The sequence below is a fragment of the Myxococcus llanfairpwllgwyngyllgogerychwyrndrobwllllantysiliogogogochensis genome (assembly GCF_006636215.1).
Classification (GTDB): domain Bacteria; phylum Myxococcota; class Myxococcia; order Myxococcales; family Myxococcaceae; genus Myxococcus; species Myxococcus llanfairpwllgwyngyllgogerychwyrndrobwllllantysiliogogogochensis.
Genome location: NZ_VIFM01000296.1, coordinates 1 through 13,229, shown reverse-complemented (window position 1 = coordinate 13,229; position 13,229 = coordinate 1). Strand labels below are relative to the sequence as shown.

At 65.7% G+C, this 13,229-nt stretch carries 17 protein-coding genes and 1 pseudogene; 13 read left to right on the top strand and 5 right to left on the bottom strand.

The genetic code is table 11. The annotated features are described in order from the left end of the window. Positions 1–966 (bottom strand): tetratricopeptide repeat protein (locus FJV41_RS42095; RefSeq protein ID WP_368773780.1); only part of this gene is annotated, 966 nt, incomplete at its 3' end. A gap of 147 nt (positions 967–1,113) precedes the next feature. Continuing rightward, positions 1,114–1,620 carry a DoxX family protein gene (locus FJV41_RS42090; protein WP_141648268.1) on the bottom strand — a complete coding sequence of 169 codons (507 nt, stop codon included), beginning with the start codon at positions 1,618–1,620 and terminating at the stop codon, positions 1,114–1,116. Positions 1,621–1,825: 205 nt separating this feature from the next. Here FJV41_RS42090 and FJV41_RS42085 point away from each other — a divergent pair, with 205 nt between their 5' ends. The 5 genes from FJV41_RS42085 (at position 1,826) to arsN2 (ending at position 5,163) form a co-directional block, all read left to right on the top strand. Then, positions 1,826–2,782 (top strand): hypothetical protein, encoded by a 957-nt coding sequence (locus tag FJV41_RS42085; protein ID WP_141648267.1) that lies wholly within the window; start codon positions 1,826–1,828, stop codon positions 2,780–2,782. 66 nt (positions 2,783–2,848) lie between these two features. After that, positions 2,849–3,244 carry an ArsR/SmtB family transcription factor gene (locus FJV41_RS42080; protein WP_246137758.1) on the top strand — a complete coding sequence of 132 codons (396 nt, stop codon included), beginning with the start codon at positions 2,849–2,851 and terminating at the stop codon, positions 3,242–3,244. A 7-nt stretch (positions 3,245–3,251) separates the two neighbouring features. After that, positions 3,252–4,322: an ACR3 family arsenite efflux transporter gene (gene arsB / locus FJV41_RS42075; RefSeq protein ID WP_220137942.1), complete on the top strand. Its 1,071-nt coding sequence runs from the start codon at positions 3,252–3,254 to the stop codon at positions 4,320–4,322. After that, positions 4,319–4,720, top strand: a complete 402-nt coding sequence (locus FJV41_RS42070) for an arsenate reductase/protein-tyrosine-phosphatase family protein (protein WP_141648265.1) — start codon at positions 4,319–4,321, stop codon at positions 4,718–4,720. Before arsB ends, FJV41_RS42070 begins: the two co-directional genes overlap by 4 nt. Next, positions 4,717–5,163: an arsenic resistance N-acetyltransferase ArsN2 gene (arsN2, locus tag FJV41_RS42065; protein WP_141648264.1), complete on the top strand. Its 447-nt coding sequence runs from the start codon at positions 4,717–4,719 to the stop codon at positions 5,161–5,163. The genes FJV41_RS42070 and arsN2 overlap by 4 nt, the downstream gene beginning before the upstream one ends. A gap of 4 nt (positions 5,164–5,167) precedes the next feature. Here arsN2 and FJV41_RS42060 read toward each other — a convergent pair whose 3' ends face one another. Next, entirely contained in the window at positions 5,168–5,992 is an 825-nt protein-coding gene (locus tag FJV41_RS42060) for a tRNA1(Val) (adenine(37)-N6)-methyltransferase (RefSeq protein ID WP_141648263.1), read from the bottom strand. 75 nt (positions 5,993–6,067) lie between these two features. On the opposite strand from FJV41_RS42060, the gene FJV41_RS42055 reads away from it, so the two are divergent. Then, a complete protein-coding gene (locus tag FJV41_RS42055) occupies positions 6,068–7,132 on the top strand; it encodes a DUF2169 family type VI secretion system accessory protein (RefSeq protein ID WP_141648262.1) in 1,065 nt (354 codons plus the stop codon). Between the two features lie 155 nt (positions 7,133–7,287). On the opposite strand, the gene FJV41_RS42050 is transcribed toward FJV41_RS42055, so the two are convergent. Beyond that, the gene (locus tag FJV41_RS42050) at positions 7,288–8,082 is read right to left on the bottom strand and encodes a hypothetical protein (protein ID WP_141648261.1); all 795 of its coding nucleotides are present in this window, start codon (positions 8,080–8,082) and stop codon (positions 7,288–7,290) included. A gap of 102 nt (positions 8,083–8,184) precedes the next feature. Between FJV41_RS42050 and FJV41_RS42045 the strand changes: the two genes are divergently transcribed. The 6 genes from FJV41_RS42045 to FJV41_RS42020 are packed head-to-tail and all read left to right on the top strand — an operon-like array spanning position 8,185 to position 11,852. Further along, entirely contained in the window at positions 8,185–9,057 is an 873-nt protein-coding gene (locus FJV41_RS42045) for an MXAN_0050 family toxin nuclease (RefSeq protein WP_181791302.1), read from the top strand. A 17-nt stretch (positions 9,058–9,074) separates the two neighbouring features. Further along, the gene (locus tag FJV41_RS42040; RefSeq protein WP_141648259.1) at positions 9,075–9,659 is read left to right on the top strand and encodes an imm11 family protein; all 585 of its coding nucleotides are present in this window, start codon (positions 9,075–9,077) and stop codon (positions 9,657–9,659) included. Between the two features lie 29 nt (positions 9,660–9,688). Further along, complete coding sequence (locus FJV41_RS42035) at positions 9,689–10,273, top strand: imm11 family protein (RefSeq protein ID WP_141648258.1); 585 nt, start codon at positions 9,689–9,691, stop codon at positions 10,271–10,273. Between the two features lie 29 nt (positions 10,274–10,302). After that, a complete protein-coding gene (locus tag FJV41_RS42030) occupies positions 10,303–10,887 on the top strand; it encodes an imm11 family protein (RefSeq protein ID WP_141648257.1) in 585 nt (194 codons plus the stop codon). A gap of 7 nt (positions 10,888–10,894) precedes the next feature. Continuing rightward, a complete protein-coding gene (locus tag FJV41_RS42025) occupies positions 10,895–11,242 on the top strand; it encodes a hypothetical protein (RefSeq protein WP_141648256.1) in 348 nt (115 codons plus the stop codon). 25 nt (positions 11,243–11,267) lie between these two features. Then, on the top strand, positions 11,268–11,852 hold the full coding sequence (locus FJV41_RS42020; RefSeq protein WP_141648255.1) for an imm11 family protein: 585 nt from the start codon (positions 11,268–11,270) through the stop codon (positions 11,850–11,852). A gap of 7 nt (positions 11,853–11,859) precedes the next feature. Here the strand turns inward: FJV41_RS42020 and FJV41_RS42015 are convergent, their stop codons facing one another. Further along, positions 11,860–12,966: a hypothetical protein gene (locus FJV41_RS42015; RefSeq protein ID WP_141648254.1), complete on the bottom strand. Its 1,107-nt coding sequence runs from the start codon at positions 12,964–12,966 to the stop codon at positions 11,860–11,862. Positions 12,967–13,111: 145 nt separating this feature from the next. On the opposite strand from FJV41_RS42015, the pseudogene FJV41_RS54280 reads away from it, so the two are divergent. Next, positions 13,112–13,229 (top strand): annotated as a pseudogene (locus tag FJV41_RS54280) (DUF4150 domain-containing protein); the annotation flags it as partial.

The window sequence follows — 13,229 nt, the reverse complement described above, 5'->3', positions numbered from 1 at the left end:
GGCCAGGGGGGACTGGGAGAGCCGGGCCTGGAGGGCGGCCTGGCCCCGGGCCTGGGCGAGCGCGGTTTCCAAATCAGGGTGCTCGGGCGCGAGCTTCTGGACCTCGGTCCACTGCGCGAGCGAGTCCGCCCAGCGGCCTTCGACGGAGTAGGCCCAGCCCAGTTCCCAGCGGCAGTCCACGCGGGAAGGAAGGCCCTTCACGCAGGAGGAGAGTTCGGTGATGGCGGTGGCGGTGTCCTTGGACTTGAGGGCTTCGAGGCCTCGGGCGTAGTGGGCCTCGGCTTCGGCGGGGGAGGGGATGGCCGAGGAGCCCGAGCCCAGGGCGAAGGCCGCGGCACGGAGGGCGCCGGCGCCGGCTCGGGCGGCCGCGCTGCCCAGGTCGGTGACGGTGCCCTGCGCGGGAGCGGGTTGCACGGTGGGCGGGGTGTCTGACGAAGAAGCCAGGGCCGGCTGCACCGTGGCGACGGGAGTGTTCCGGACCAGCGCGGTGCTGACGGCCTGAGTCCCCGTGCGGAGCGCGGCGGAGGCCACACTGGATGGGGACTGGCTCGCGACGGCGCTCACGGACCCCGAGCCCGTGCTCAGCATGGCGGTGGCCACGCTCGACGGAGACTGGCTCGCGACGGAGCGCACGGAACCCAAGCCCGCGCTCAGCATGGCGGTGGCCACGCTCTGATGATCCGCGCTCATCACCGCTCGCGCGGATCCATCTCCCGCACTCATCGCGGCTGAGGCCACGCTCATCACCGCTCGCGCGGATCCATCTCCTGCGCGTTTCGCGACCGCATCCATGGATGCCTCGGCACCCATCGCGGCGCGCACGGACCGTGAGCCCGCCGAGGACAGCAGGTCGGCGCTCTCGGTGACGGACGCTGTGGAGAACTTGTGGGCGGGGGCGGGCTCGTGCGCCGGGGAGGTACCCGGCGAGGTGGCGAGCGCCAGCAGGACGAAGGCGGACGGAAGCATGGGCCCGCGCATCTTACGAGGCTCCGGGCCCTCCAGGGACAACCCACATGTGCCCGGCCCATCAGCAGCCGGGCAGGCGACACACGCCCCCCACCCCCGGCGCTGGCATGTGCGTCACCGGGCACCCTCACTCCCCCCACGGGCCCCCTAGCCGAGCAGGTCCAAGAGCCAGGACCGACGGCGCTGACGAGGCAGCAGCCTCAGCCGACGCAGCTCCTTGCGCTTCACCCGCCCCTCCACGGCGCTGTGCACCGACAGTTGCCCCGGTCCACGCAGCAGCAACCCGAGGGCGATGGCACACAGCGCGACGTTGAACTCGTACCCGCCCTTGGTGTTGTCGAAGCCCTTGGAGCCATGCACCTTGGCAATGGCGAAAGCCTGGGTGACGAGCACCGCCAACGCGGCGGGCCGGGTGGCGAAGCCCAGGATGGCGCTCACACCCGCGAGCACCTCCGTCACGCCGGTGGCCAGCACCAGGGGCCGGGCGGGAGTGAGCCCGAGCTGCTCGAAGAAGCCCGCGTGCTGCTCGGTGCCTTCCTTGCGCAGCTTGGCCAGCCCATGGACCACCATCGTCGAGCCAAGTGACAGGCGCGGAGGCAGCAAGGCCGCCGCCTTGAGGATGTCGGGTTGCTCGGTCAGCATCACCGCGTTCATGCCCTGTTCTCCTTGCTGGGGGGCCATGCATGGGCCCATCCGGGAAACCTGGGTACGTTGGGAACGGACCGCGCGCGTCGCACGGGTGGCCCCCTTCCCCTCCCTCGGAGGGCAGGCGGACCCACGGCCGCTCCGCTCCGCCCTTCACGGCCACCAGTCAAGGCGGCTCGACCCGGAGCACGGCCGGCGCCAGACTGGCGAGTCCATGGCCCTCCGCGACGTGTTCCTGTCCCTGGCGTTGTCGCTGTCCGCTCCGGCCCTCGCGCAAGAAGGCGTCACCGTGAGCGTGCGCTGCACGGAGACGTGCACGGTGGTCTTCGACGGGAAGCGAGGGCGTCGAGTGAACGAGGCCCTCTGGGAGTTCCAGGGCATCGCCCCGGGAGCGCGGCGAGTGGAGGCCACGGGTGTGCTGGGCCGGCCCCTGGCGAGCGGCTTCGCGGACATCCCCGACACGGCCCTGGCGACCGTCTATCTCGTCAGCAACCAGCGCATCGTCGTGCGGAAGGAGAGCACCTCCTCACCCGGCACGCCTGAATGGGTGGAGGGAAGCTCGCGAGTCACACGTGTCTCCGGACACACCCCGAGCCCGCCGCCTCCTCCACCTTCCACCGCGAAGAGCGTGGCCATCGTGCGCTGTCTGGAAGACTGCGCGGTGATGCTCGACGGGCGCAGGGGAACGCGTCGAGACGAGCGGACCTGGGAGTTCCGGAACGTGGAGCCCGGCAAGCGCCGCGTGGAGGGCACGGCCGAGTTGCTCCAGCGGAAGCTCTTCGCCAGCTACATCGACGTGCCCGCGGGCACGGAGGCCAGGTATCAGGGTGACTCCAAGGGCCGGGTCATCCTCACGGAGCACTGGGCGCTCGCGGTCGTCGAAGAGGCCCGTGAGAAGGCGGGACTCGCGGACGCCTCGCGTCTCCATGTCCGCTGTCTCAAGTCCTGTGAGGTGTCACTGGACGGCGCTCGCAAGGGTGACGAAGGAGGCTCGGGTGGAGTCATCCAGGACGTGAAACCAGGGCGGCGCGAATTGAAGGTGATGTTCACCCTGGGCAAGCAGCAGCGCCGCCTGACACTCGACGTGCCGGCGAGGAGCGAGGTGTTCATCACCGCGTCGGAGGGTGGCGGCCTCCAGGTGACGAACACGAAGCCCCTGGGCGCCGAATAGCCGAGTCACCTGTCCGAGCACCCAGGCACGCCTCCCCCGCCTGACACGGGAGTTTCGATTGTCGACATGACGATATTTGAATATCGTCATGTCACCATGCCAGTCACCGCCTCGACTCTTGAAGTCCGTCCACTGAGTCGGACCCTCAAGGCGCTGGGGGACGAGACGCGCCTGCGCATCATCGCGCTCCTGTCGCATTCGGAGCTGTGCGTCTGTCACCTCGAGCGCGCGCTCGACCTCCCGCAGTCCAACACCTCTCGGCAGCTCGCCGTCCTCAAGGCCGCGGGCCTCGTCGAGTCACGACGGGAAGGAAGCTGGGTGTACTACCGGCTCTCCCCTCAATTGGATGCGCTGTGCGACTCCCAGGTGAAGGCCCTCGTCGCGGCCTTCGCTTCACGGGAGGCGATTCGCCGTGAAGTGGCGCGACTCCTGAAAGCGTGTGGCCCCGATGCATGCACCTGAGGCTCCCATGAGTTCGCCGACAGTCCCCGTCGGTGTCGCCAGAAAGCTCTCCCTTCTCGACCGGCTGCTGCCCGTGTGGATTGTCGCGGCCATGGTCCTGGGCATCGGCCTGGGCCGAGCATTCCCGGACCTGGGCACGCGGCTCGACACGGTGAAGCTGGACACCGTCTCACTGCCCATCGCCCTGGGGCTGCTGTGGATGATGTACCCGGTGCTGGCGAAGGTGCGCTACGGCGAGTTCGGGCAACTGAAGACGCGGGGCAAGCTCTTCGCCACCTCGCTGGTGCTCAACTGGGTCGTGGGCCCGGTGCTGATGTTCGCCCTGGCGTGGTTGTTCCTCCCGGACCTGCCTCACTATCGCAACGGCCTCATCCTCATCGGACTGGCTCGCTGCATCGCCATGGTCCTCATCTGGAACATGCTCGCCTGTGGAAGCAACGAGGTGGCCGCCGTCCTGGTGGCGCTCAACTCGGTGTTCCAGATTCTCTTCTACTCGGTGCTCGGCTGGCTCTTCCTCACCGTCATCCCGGGGTGGTTCGGCCAGACGGGAGCGGTGTTCGACGTGTCGATGTGGAGCATCGCCCGGAGCGTGCTCATCTTCCTCGGGGTGCCACTCGTGGCGGGCGCGCTGACTCGCGGGGTGCTCACGAAGTGGAAGGGCGAGGCGTGGTACGAGCAGCGCTTCCTCCCGCGACTGGGGCCCACGGCGCTGCTGGGGCTGCTGTACACCATCGTCCTCATGTTCGCGATGCAGGGCGAGAAGATGACGCGCCTTCCCCTGGACGTCGTTCGCATCTCCCTGCCGCTGCTCGTCTACTTCGCCGTCATGTTCACGAGCGCCTTCTTCGTCTCGCGAAAGCTGGGCTTCAACTACGAGGAGACGACCTCGCTCTCCTTCACCGCGGCGGGCAACAACTTCGAGCTGGCCATCGCCGTCGCGGTGGGTGTCTTCGGCATGGCCTCGGGCGAAGCGCTCGCGGGCGTGGTGGGGCCCTTGATTGAAGTGCCCGCGCTCATCTCCCTCGTCTATCTGTCGCTGTGGCTCCGGCGCGGATTCTTTCCAGAGGCCTCGACATGAACCTCGTCATCTTCGCCTGTGTCCACAACGCGGGGCGCTCGCAGATGGCGGCGGCCTTCTTCAACGCGATGGCGGACCCCACCAAGGCACGGGCCCTCTCGGCGGGAACGAACCCGGGAACGCAGGTCCATCCCGAGGTGCGCGCCGCCATGGCGGAGGTAGGCATCGACCTGTCGACGGCTCGGCCCCAGCTCCTCACGGACGCGCTGGCGCAAGACGCCCAGTGGCTCGTCACCATGGGGTGTGGCGATGCGTGTCCTGTCGTCCCGGGGTTGAAGCGAGGCGACTGGCCGCTGGAAGACCCCAAGGGCAAGCCCGTCGAGCGGGTGCGCGAGATTCGAGACGAAGTCCGTGCCCGTGTGGTCGACTTCCTGTCCCGAGAGGAGTGGTCACGATGACTGTCACGCTGCGGCCTGCCCGACCCGAGGACCTGGGCCCTGTCGAAGCCCTGTTGACCTCGGCGGGACTTCCGCTCCAGGGAGTCGCACGCCACCTGCCCGCGTTCCTTGTCGCCGAATACGAGGGAGCCATCGTCGGGGCCGCCGGTCTCGAGGTGTACGCCACCGGCGCCTTGCTCCGCTCCGTCGTCATCGCCCCCGCGCGGAAGGGACAGGGGCTGGGCGCAAAGCTGATTCACCGGCTGGTCCAGAAGGCGGAGGCAGAGGGAATCGGCACGGTGTTCCTGCTCACCACGACGGCGGAGGACTACTTCCCGCGCTTCGGGTTCACTCGCATCGAGCGAGCCAACCTCCCTCCCGAGTTCCAGGCCTCCGAAGAGCTTCGAGGCGCGTGTCCCGCCAGCGCCGTGGTGATGCGCCGCACCGCACCTCCGGTCGGGTAGCCGCTCAGTCGCTCTCGTTCGGAGGCGGTGCCTGCTCCGCGAGGGGCGGGTCCATCAGCGCGGCGACCTCGGGGGCGTAGCCTCCGGGTCCTTCACCGTGGACGACGAGTGGTGGGCGCACGGTGAGGCCTCTGTCCCTGTCACGCACGGCCTGCACGAGAAACCGCGTCGCGGGGGCATCCACGCGCGAGTGGACGAAGCGCAGGACGCGAGGATGCAGCTTCGCCTGGGCCAGGAACCCAAGGACCTCGGCCGCGCGCGCCGCGGGATACACCAGGCTCACCAGGCCCCCGGGAGCGAGTGCGTAGCGTGCCGCCGTGATGACGGCCTGGGCATCACAGGCCACCTCGGACTTGGAGATGGCGCGCTCGTCATCCGGGCTGCGGACTCCCGCGTCGGCGACTCGGAAGGGAGGGTTCGACACGACATGGCCGTAGGCACCGCCGGTGACGAACTCCCGGATGCGACACAGGTCCCCGAGCACCGGCCGCACCCGGGCCTCACAGGCATTGAGCGCCACCGCGCGCGTGAGCCGAGCGAACACGGCGGGCTGGAGTTCGAGGGCATCCACGGGCCCCAGCCCGAATTGTTTCACCAGGAGCAATGACACCACGCCGCTGCCCGCGCCCAGTTCGAGGACAGGACTCGCAGGGCTCGGGGTGGATTCGGTGGCCGCGAAGTGCGCGAGCAGCACGGCATCCAGCGTGAAGCGGTAGCCATTGCGTCGTTGAAACACGCGCACGCCCGCCGTGCCGATGGAGTCGAGCGTCTCGTCCGGGCCTGGCTGGAGGTGGGAGGGTGTCACGGGGCGGGTTCTGCAAGCTTGCATCCGCGTCGCACACGCGTCCACTGGGGTGGCGCGGGTGTCCTGTCACGGGCACACGAGGACTGATAGAGATGAAACATGGGGCACCCGTCCACCGAGAATCGCACCCCCTTCATCTTCGAGCCCCTGTTCCTCACCGATGAGGTGTTGCGGCCCCTGTTCGTGCCCGTGGTGAAGGCCACGTTCGACTTGAAGCCTCGCGGTGCGCCGGTGCTCGCGGAGGAGCAGGTTCCCTTGATGGTAGCGGGTGAGCGCTGGGACGGAGCAGAGACCTCCAGCCCGCGCCTGGAGCCCGAGAGCGCGTTCACCAAGGTCGGCACGGACGTGGTGCTGCTGGGACACGCGCATGCGCCCAAGGTGGGGACGCGCGAGTTGCTCGCGGAGTTGCATGTCGGGCCCATCCACAAGCAGGTGCGCGTGGTGGGAGACAGGACGTGGTTCAAGAGCCTGGGTGGCATCGGCATCACCCAGCCGCTGGCGTTCGAGCGCATCCCCCTGCGCTACGAGCGGTCCTTCGGGGGTTGGGACAAGAGCGCGCAGGACGCCGCGAAACACACGTTCGAGCCTCGTAATCCACTGGGCACGGGCTTTCGAGCCAAGGGGAGTCGGTTCGAGGAAGGGCTCCGGCTGCCGAATCTGGAGTCGCCCACGGAGGTGTTGAAGATGTGGGGCCAGTGCCCGACGCCCACGGGGTTCGGCTTCATCGAGCCGCACTGGCAACCGCGCGCGTCCTATGCGGGGACGTATGACGACGCGTGGCGCAAGTCGCGCAGCCCGCTGTTGCCGAAGGACTTCGACCGGCGATTCTTGAATGGGGCGCCCAAGGACCAACTCGTCACGGAGTACCTGCGGGGCGGTGAGTCCGTGTTGCTCGCGCACGTGGCGCCTGGGGGGGTGATGGGCTTCAAGCTGCCCGCGCTGGCGGCGCCACGGGTGCTGGCACCGCGAGCACGGGGATTGGATGACGCGGACCTGGAGTTGAAGTTGGACACGGTCGTCATCGATACGGATGCGATGAAGCTGTTCCTCGTGTGGCGAGGGACGTTCACCTTGCAGCGCGAGCCCACGGAGCTGCGCTCCATCCAGGTGACGTGTGATGGCGCGGAGGGGCTCGTTCCTGGGCAACCCGTCGGACCGGGGTGACGTGCGACGGCGCGGCAGGGATCCCTCGCAGGCAATCTGTTGGGCTGGGGTGACGTGCGCCGGCGCGGCGAGGTTCGCTTCCGTCATCACGCCGGCCCGGGGTGACAACCGAGAGCGGGCGTCGCCGGGCAGCCCATCGTCTGCGGTGACGCGGGCTACCCAGTCGGAGTCGTCTGAAGGGCCCAGTCGCCTGTGTAGGTCACCGTCATGGGAACGCGGGCGAGGGGAGGGCAATAGCGGAAGCTGGTGTCCTCGGGAGCGATGCCGGCGCGCTCGGCCAGCCGCAGCAGGGCGAGTCCTTCCAGCCAGATGAACCGATGTGGCGCGAAGGACGTCACGGGCGTCGACAGTGAGCGGGCACGCTTCTCGGTGGAGAGGCCGTACTCGAGACACGTGGTGGCGAAGGCCTCTGCGAAGGCGGTCCGGTCGGCGGAGGCCAGGGCCCGAGCGACGGCGACGCGGCTGGCGTAGGGCTCCTTGCCCACCTTCTCCAGGGGAACGAGCGCGCGCTCCAGGGCGACGGACGAGGCGGGTGGGGTGCGCGCGAGGAGTTGGAGGGTGGAGGCCCAGAGGAACTCGTCCTCGTACTCGGCGCCCTGTTGCCACTGGGTGCTGGAGGTGGCGGCGACAGCCTCCGCGAGGGGGAAGTGGCCGGCGGCGAGGGCACCCAACAGGGGGGTATTGCGCCGGACGGGGGGAGGAGGGAGTCCGCGAGCCTCGAGGAGGAGGTGGAGGCGGCGAGCGTTCTCGGCCATCCGGCAGAGGTTGAGGAAGAACCCCTGGGGGTTGCCGTCGACGAGCAGGGTGGCGACGGCGATGAGGTGCAGGTCGAGGGTGATGCCGTCGAGCCGGGTAATGAGACTGGGGCGGTCGGCACCGGGGTCGAACCGGCTCAGTTTTTCACCCAGTGAGTCAGCCGCGTCAGCGCGAAGGGAAATCAGGCGAGCCATGGGAGAAGTGCGGGCAAGCGTAGCCTGGAAACGAGCCTTCGGGCAGCATTGACGTCAAGAGGTGGCGACCTTGCGCCAGCCTCGCTCCAGGTGGGTGTGCGCATGAGCAACCTCAGTGCGAACGAGATGAACACGGCGCTGTCGCAGCGACTCTTGTCCATCTTCGAGCGAAGCCGGGACCGGAAGTACGCGGCGGCCAAGGAAGCGAAGAAGAAGAAGCCGAAGCCAGCGGAGGAGTCCGCGGACGACGCCGACCATGTCGACAGCAACGCGCCGCCGCGCGGGGTGCTCGGCAAGGATAGTTACTATGCGCAGAATGGCTCGAACTACATCGGGTCGTTGGACGGGCGCGGCGTGTACCGCGTGTTCGACCATCCGCACCTGGATGAAATCCGGGACATGGTGCGCGAGACAGCGGAGTTCCCGGGAGGACCGCCGGAGAACTTCAATCCAGGGGCGAAGGACAAGGAGAAGAAGCCCGCGCTCCAGAAGTACCCGTATGCATGGGAGGCCCACCACATCCTCCCGGGCTCGGCGTTCTATTACGAGTTGGAGGATGGGACGGTCTTCACGTACCAGCAGCTCCGGCTGATTCTCCAGTCCGAGTACAACCTCAATCACGGCCACAACATCATCATGCTGCCAGACCAGGCCTGGGCGGTGCCAGTCCATGCACTCCTGCAACACCCGGGCGACCATCCCAATTACACGCAGCAGGTGATGCGACAAATGAAGGTCATCGCTAAGGATATCCAAGCAAAGATTGATTCAAAACAAGCCCACGAAGCCTTACTGGAAGACATCTTCAAACAGTTACAGCAACTCGAGAACAGGTACTGGATCCTTCTCGTAAAGCTGAGTAGGGCAGTGGTGGCGTCTGTCACCCAAGGCAAAGAATATAAACACGCCCTCGTTCGCTATGCGCCCAAAGACTTAAAAGCCAAAAGTCGCTACGAGTGGGGCGCCCTTTACTAATAAAAGGATTTAAGACTATGAAATACTTCGTACTTAAAGTCATGGCAGAAGAAGCTGGCTTCATCGAGAAGTATCCTCGTGGCAGTCCTACCGATTGGAAATTCGATAGAGGAATCAGTCTCGCCAAAGAGTTCCCCTCGGGCGGCGAGGTCTCCTTCTCAAAAAATTACCCCGACGACCGGAACCTCTACGACTTCCAGCCCAACCTGATGAGCGATCTCCTGGTTTCAGGGCGAGCACGCAAGCTCATCGACTCGCTGGAGGTCACCAACGCCGAGTGGCTCCCCGTCGTGGTCAAGGATCACAAGGGCAATGTCGTGGGTCCCGACTACGCCTTCCTCAACTTGCAGGGTGCCGAGCCGGCCATCGACATGGACCGCTCCGTCTACGAGATAAATCATCTAGCAAAAGACCAGATTGGCCTCATCGAGAAGCTGGTACTCAAACCCGATGCCATCAGCCCTCGGGCCAAGATATTCCGCTGCACCACGGAAACCCGCCTCACTCTCATCCGAGAAGACGTCCTTGCTGCCTTCGAAGAAGCTGGGCTAACAGGCTTCAGGGTCTATGATGCCGAAGGTTGGGACGGCGTGGAGATCTGAGTCTTCTCAAGCAGAAGGCTAACAGTTCCATGAACTACTTCGTCTTCAAGATCAGGGCAACAGAAGCGGGCTACATCGAGGAATACCCTCGTGGCAGTCCTGCGGACTGGAAGTTCGACAAAGGCATCAGTCTCGCCAAGGAGTTTCCCATGGGTGGCGAGGTTTCTTTCTCAGACAATTATCCCGACGACCGGAATCTCTATGACTTCCAGCCCAACATGATGAGCGACCTCCTGGTTTCAGGACGGGCTCGCAAGCTCATCGAGTCGCTGGAGGTCACCAATGCCGAGTGGCTCCCCGTCGTCGTCAAGGACCACAAGGGGAATGTCGTGGGCCCTGACTACGCCTTCCTCAACTTGCAGGGCGCCGAAGATGCCATCGACATGGAGCGTTCCGATTACAGAATGGACGCCATTGCCAAGGACCAGATTGATCGCATCAACAATCTTGTCCTCAAGCCTGGAACCATCAGCCCTCAGGCCAAGATGTTCCGCTGCAAAGGATATCTCCGCCTCATCCTCATCCGTGAGGATGTCCACGCTGCCTTTGAGCAAGCAGGATTGACTGGCTTCAAAGTCTATGAAGCCGAGGGCTGGGACGGTTTCGAACTCTGAGCCGCTCAAGACCTACGGCCATTACCCCCATGAAATACTTCGTCTTCAAGGTCATGGCGGTAGAAGCAGGGTTCATCGACGAGTATCCCAAAGGGAGCCCTACTGACTGGAAGTTCGATGAAGGCATCAGCCTCGCCAAAGAGTTTCCCATGGGTGGCGAGGTCTCCTTCTCCAAGAACTACCCTGACGACCAGAATCTCTACGATTTCCAACCCAACCTGATGAGCGATCTCCTCGTTTCAGGGCGGGCACGCAAACTCATCGAGTCGCTGGAACTCACCAATGCCGAGTGGCTCCCTGTCGTCGTCAAGGACCACAAGGGGAATGTCGTGGGTCCCGACTACGCCTTCCTCAATTTGCAGGGCGCCGAGCCCGCCATCGACATGGAGCGCTCGGTCTACAGAATGGATTCCTTGGCGAAGGATCAGATTGGCCGCGTCAAGAATCTGGTGCTCAAGTACGACGCCATCAATCCCCAAGCAAAGATGTTCCGCTGCACTATGCAGCGCCGTCTCATTCTCATTCGAGAAGATGTTCATGCCGCCCTCGTCGAAGCGGAGCTGACTGGCTTCAAAGTCTACAACGCTGAGGGCTGGAACGGCCTTAACCTCTGAGTTCATCATGTTCGAAGCCAACTGCATCGAAGAACAGCCCGCTGACATCGTCGCTCGCATCCTCGAGGAGCAGGTGCCGTGCTTCGTCACGGCGCGCGAGGGAGTCCGTGGGGTTCTGCTTCCCCTGGACGAGGTCTACACCGAGGTCCTGGAACTGCACTCTCGCGTCATCGACGCGCGGATGAAGGACCTGGTCCGACCCGGCAAGGACATGGCCATGTACTGCATTCAGGTCAGCCTGTCGGACGAACATGACGCCATCCGCTTCAGTGATGAAGAGGGGGAACCCGTCCTCGCACTGGTGGGCGCCATGCGCTTCCTTCGTTGGATGGAAGAGTCCGAAGAAGAATCATGAAGCGCGCTCGATCACAGGACCGGCTGTGAAATACTTCGTCTTCAAGGTCATGGCCGTGGAAGCGGGGTTCGTCGACGAATACCCTCGTGGCAGCCCAACGAAATGGAAGTTCTCGAAAGGAATCAGCCTCGCCAGAGAGTTCCCCATGGGAGGCGAGGTTTCCTTCTCGGACAACTACCCCGACGACCGGAGCCTCTACGACTTCCAGCCCAACCTGATGAGCGGCCTCCTGGTTTCAGGACGGGCACGCAAGATTATCGAGTCACTGGAAGTCACCAACGCCGAGTGGCTCCCCGTCGTGGTCAAGGACCAACAGGGAAGTGTCGTCGGCCCGGATTACGCCTTCCTCAACTTGCAGGGCGCCGAAGATGCCATCGACCTGGAGCGCTCTGACTACAGGATGGATGCCATTGCGAAGGACCAGATTGATCGCATCAACAATCTCGTCCTCAAGCCTGGAACCATCAGCCCACAGGCCATGATGTTCCGCTGCACCACGTATCTCCGCCTCATCCTCATTCGCGAAGACGTCCTCGCCGCCTTCGAACAGGCGGGGCTGACGGGCTTCAGGACCTATGAGGCCGAAGGCTGGGATGGCCTGGAGCTCTGAGCCCCGCCTACGTGCCCCGCTTGCGCCCCGCCGTCAGGTGGATTGCCGCCCGCTCCCCCGCATCCGCCGAGGAGAGCACCAACACCATCGGCGCCGGCGCGTAGCCCCGCTCCAGTGCCCGAAACGTCAGCGCCGTCGCCACGGCCCCTGATGCCACTCCCGTGTGTCCGAAACTCTTCGCGGGCATCCACACCGCGCTTCGCTCGAAGCGGGCATCCGTGTCCCTCAGGCGCACCTGGAGCATCCCCCACTCGAACGCCCTCGCGTACTGGCCATCATGGTCCGACACGAGCAACGGCGTGGACGCCTCTGCCCCCCATGGCCCCAGCGCCGCGAGCACCTGCCGCGTCAGCTCCTGCCCATCCGGTGGCTGCTCCCCATCCAGCGTCGCCGCATCACGCCCCTGCGCCACCCTCACGACGGCGAGGCTCGGCTCCACCGGCGGCTCACGCACCAGCAACAGCGCCACCGCGGCCTCTCCCGCCATCAGCCCCGTGGCCATCCCCGGCGTCTTGAGCCGCTCCCGCTGGTGCAACAACGTCAGCGTCTCCGGCGAGACAAAGCTATCCACCGCGCACAGCAGCGCGCGCTCCACCTTCGAACCTCGCAGGTCCTCTCCCGCCGCCGCCAACGCCTGCGCGAAGGCCACGTTCCCCGCGTGGAACGCCTTCACGGAGCCCCTCCACGCCGGCAGGCCCAACGCCTGCCATGTCCCCTTCACCAGCCGGTCCACCAGCAACGCGATGCGCTCCGATGCCTCGTCCGGGTCCTCCTCGAACGGGTCCTTTTGGGTCGTGAAACCCCGAGCCTCCGGGTCCGGCAACACCAGGTAGAGCCCCGCGTGCGGCCCCAGCGCCCGGAGGTCCTCCCGCGCTCCCAGGTCCACCAGCGCCTCCGCCAGCAACGCCACCAGTCGCCCCACTCCGGAGAAACCCAGGGTGGCGTCTCCCGCCGCGTGCACCGTGACGGGGCTCGGCTCCTCGTCGCCCTTCAGGAAGACCTCGAAGTCGGGCGCCGCCGATGGCCAGGCCATCCCCGCTCGAAACGCCGCCGAGGCGGGCACCAGCCCCCCCAACGACGACGACATTCCCATCACCTGGACCCATCCCACCATGCGCGCCTCGGCCTCCGTCGCCTGAAAACAGAGTCTTCCACGAGGCGTCACCACGAACCACCACCCCCGCTCGTACCAGCGCTCCGGGAGCGATACACTCGGCTTGAGACACACGAGGCCCCGGCCTCGTCAGGAGTCACCCGTCATGAGCGCGACCGTCGGTGTCAACAAGCTGTCCGTCGTCCACAAGGATACCAACGGGAACACCATCGCCTTCCCGGACGTGTGCAAGACGCCCAGCCCCGCCGGCCCCGTCCCCATCC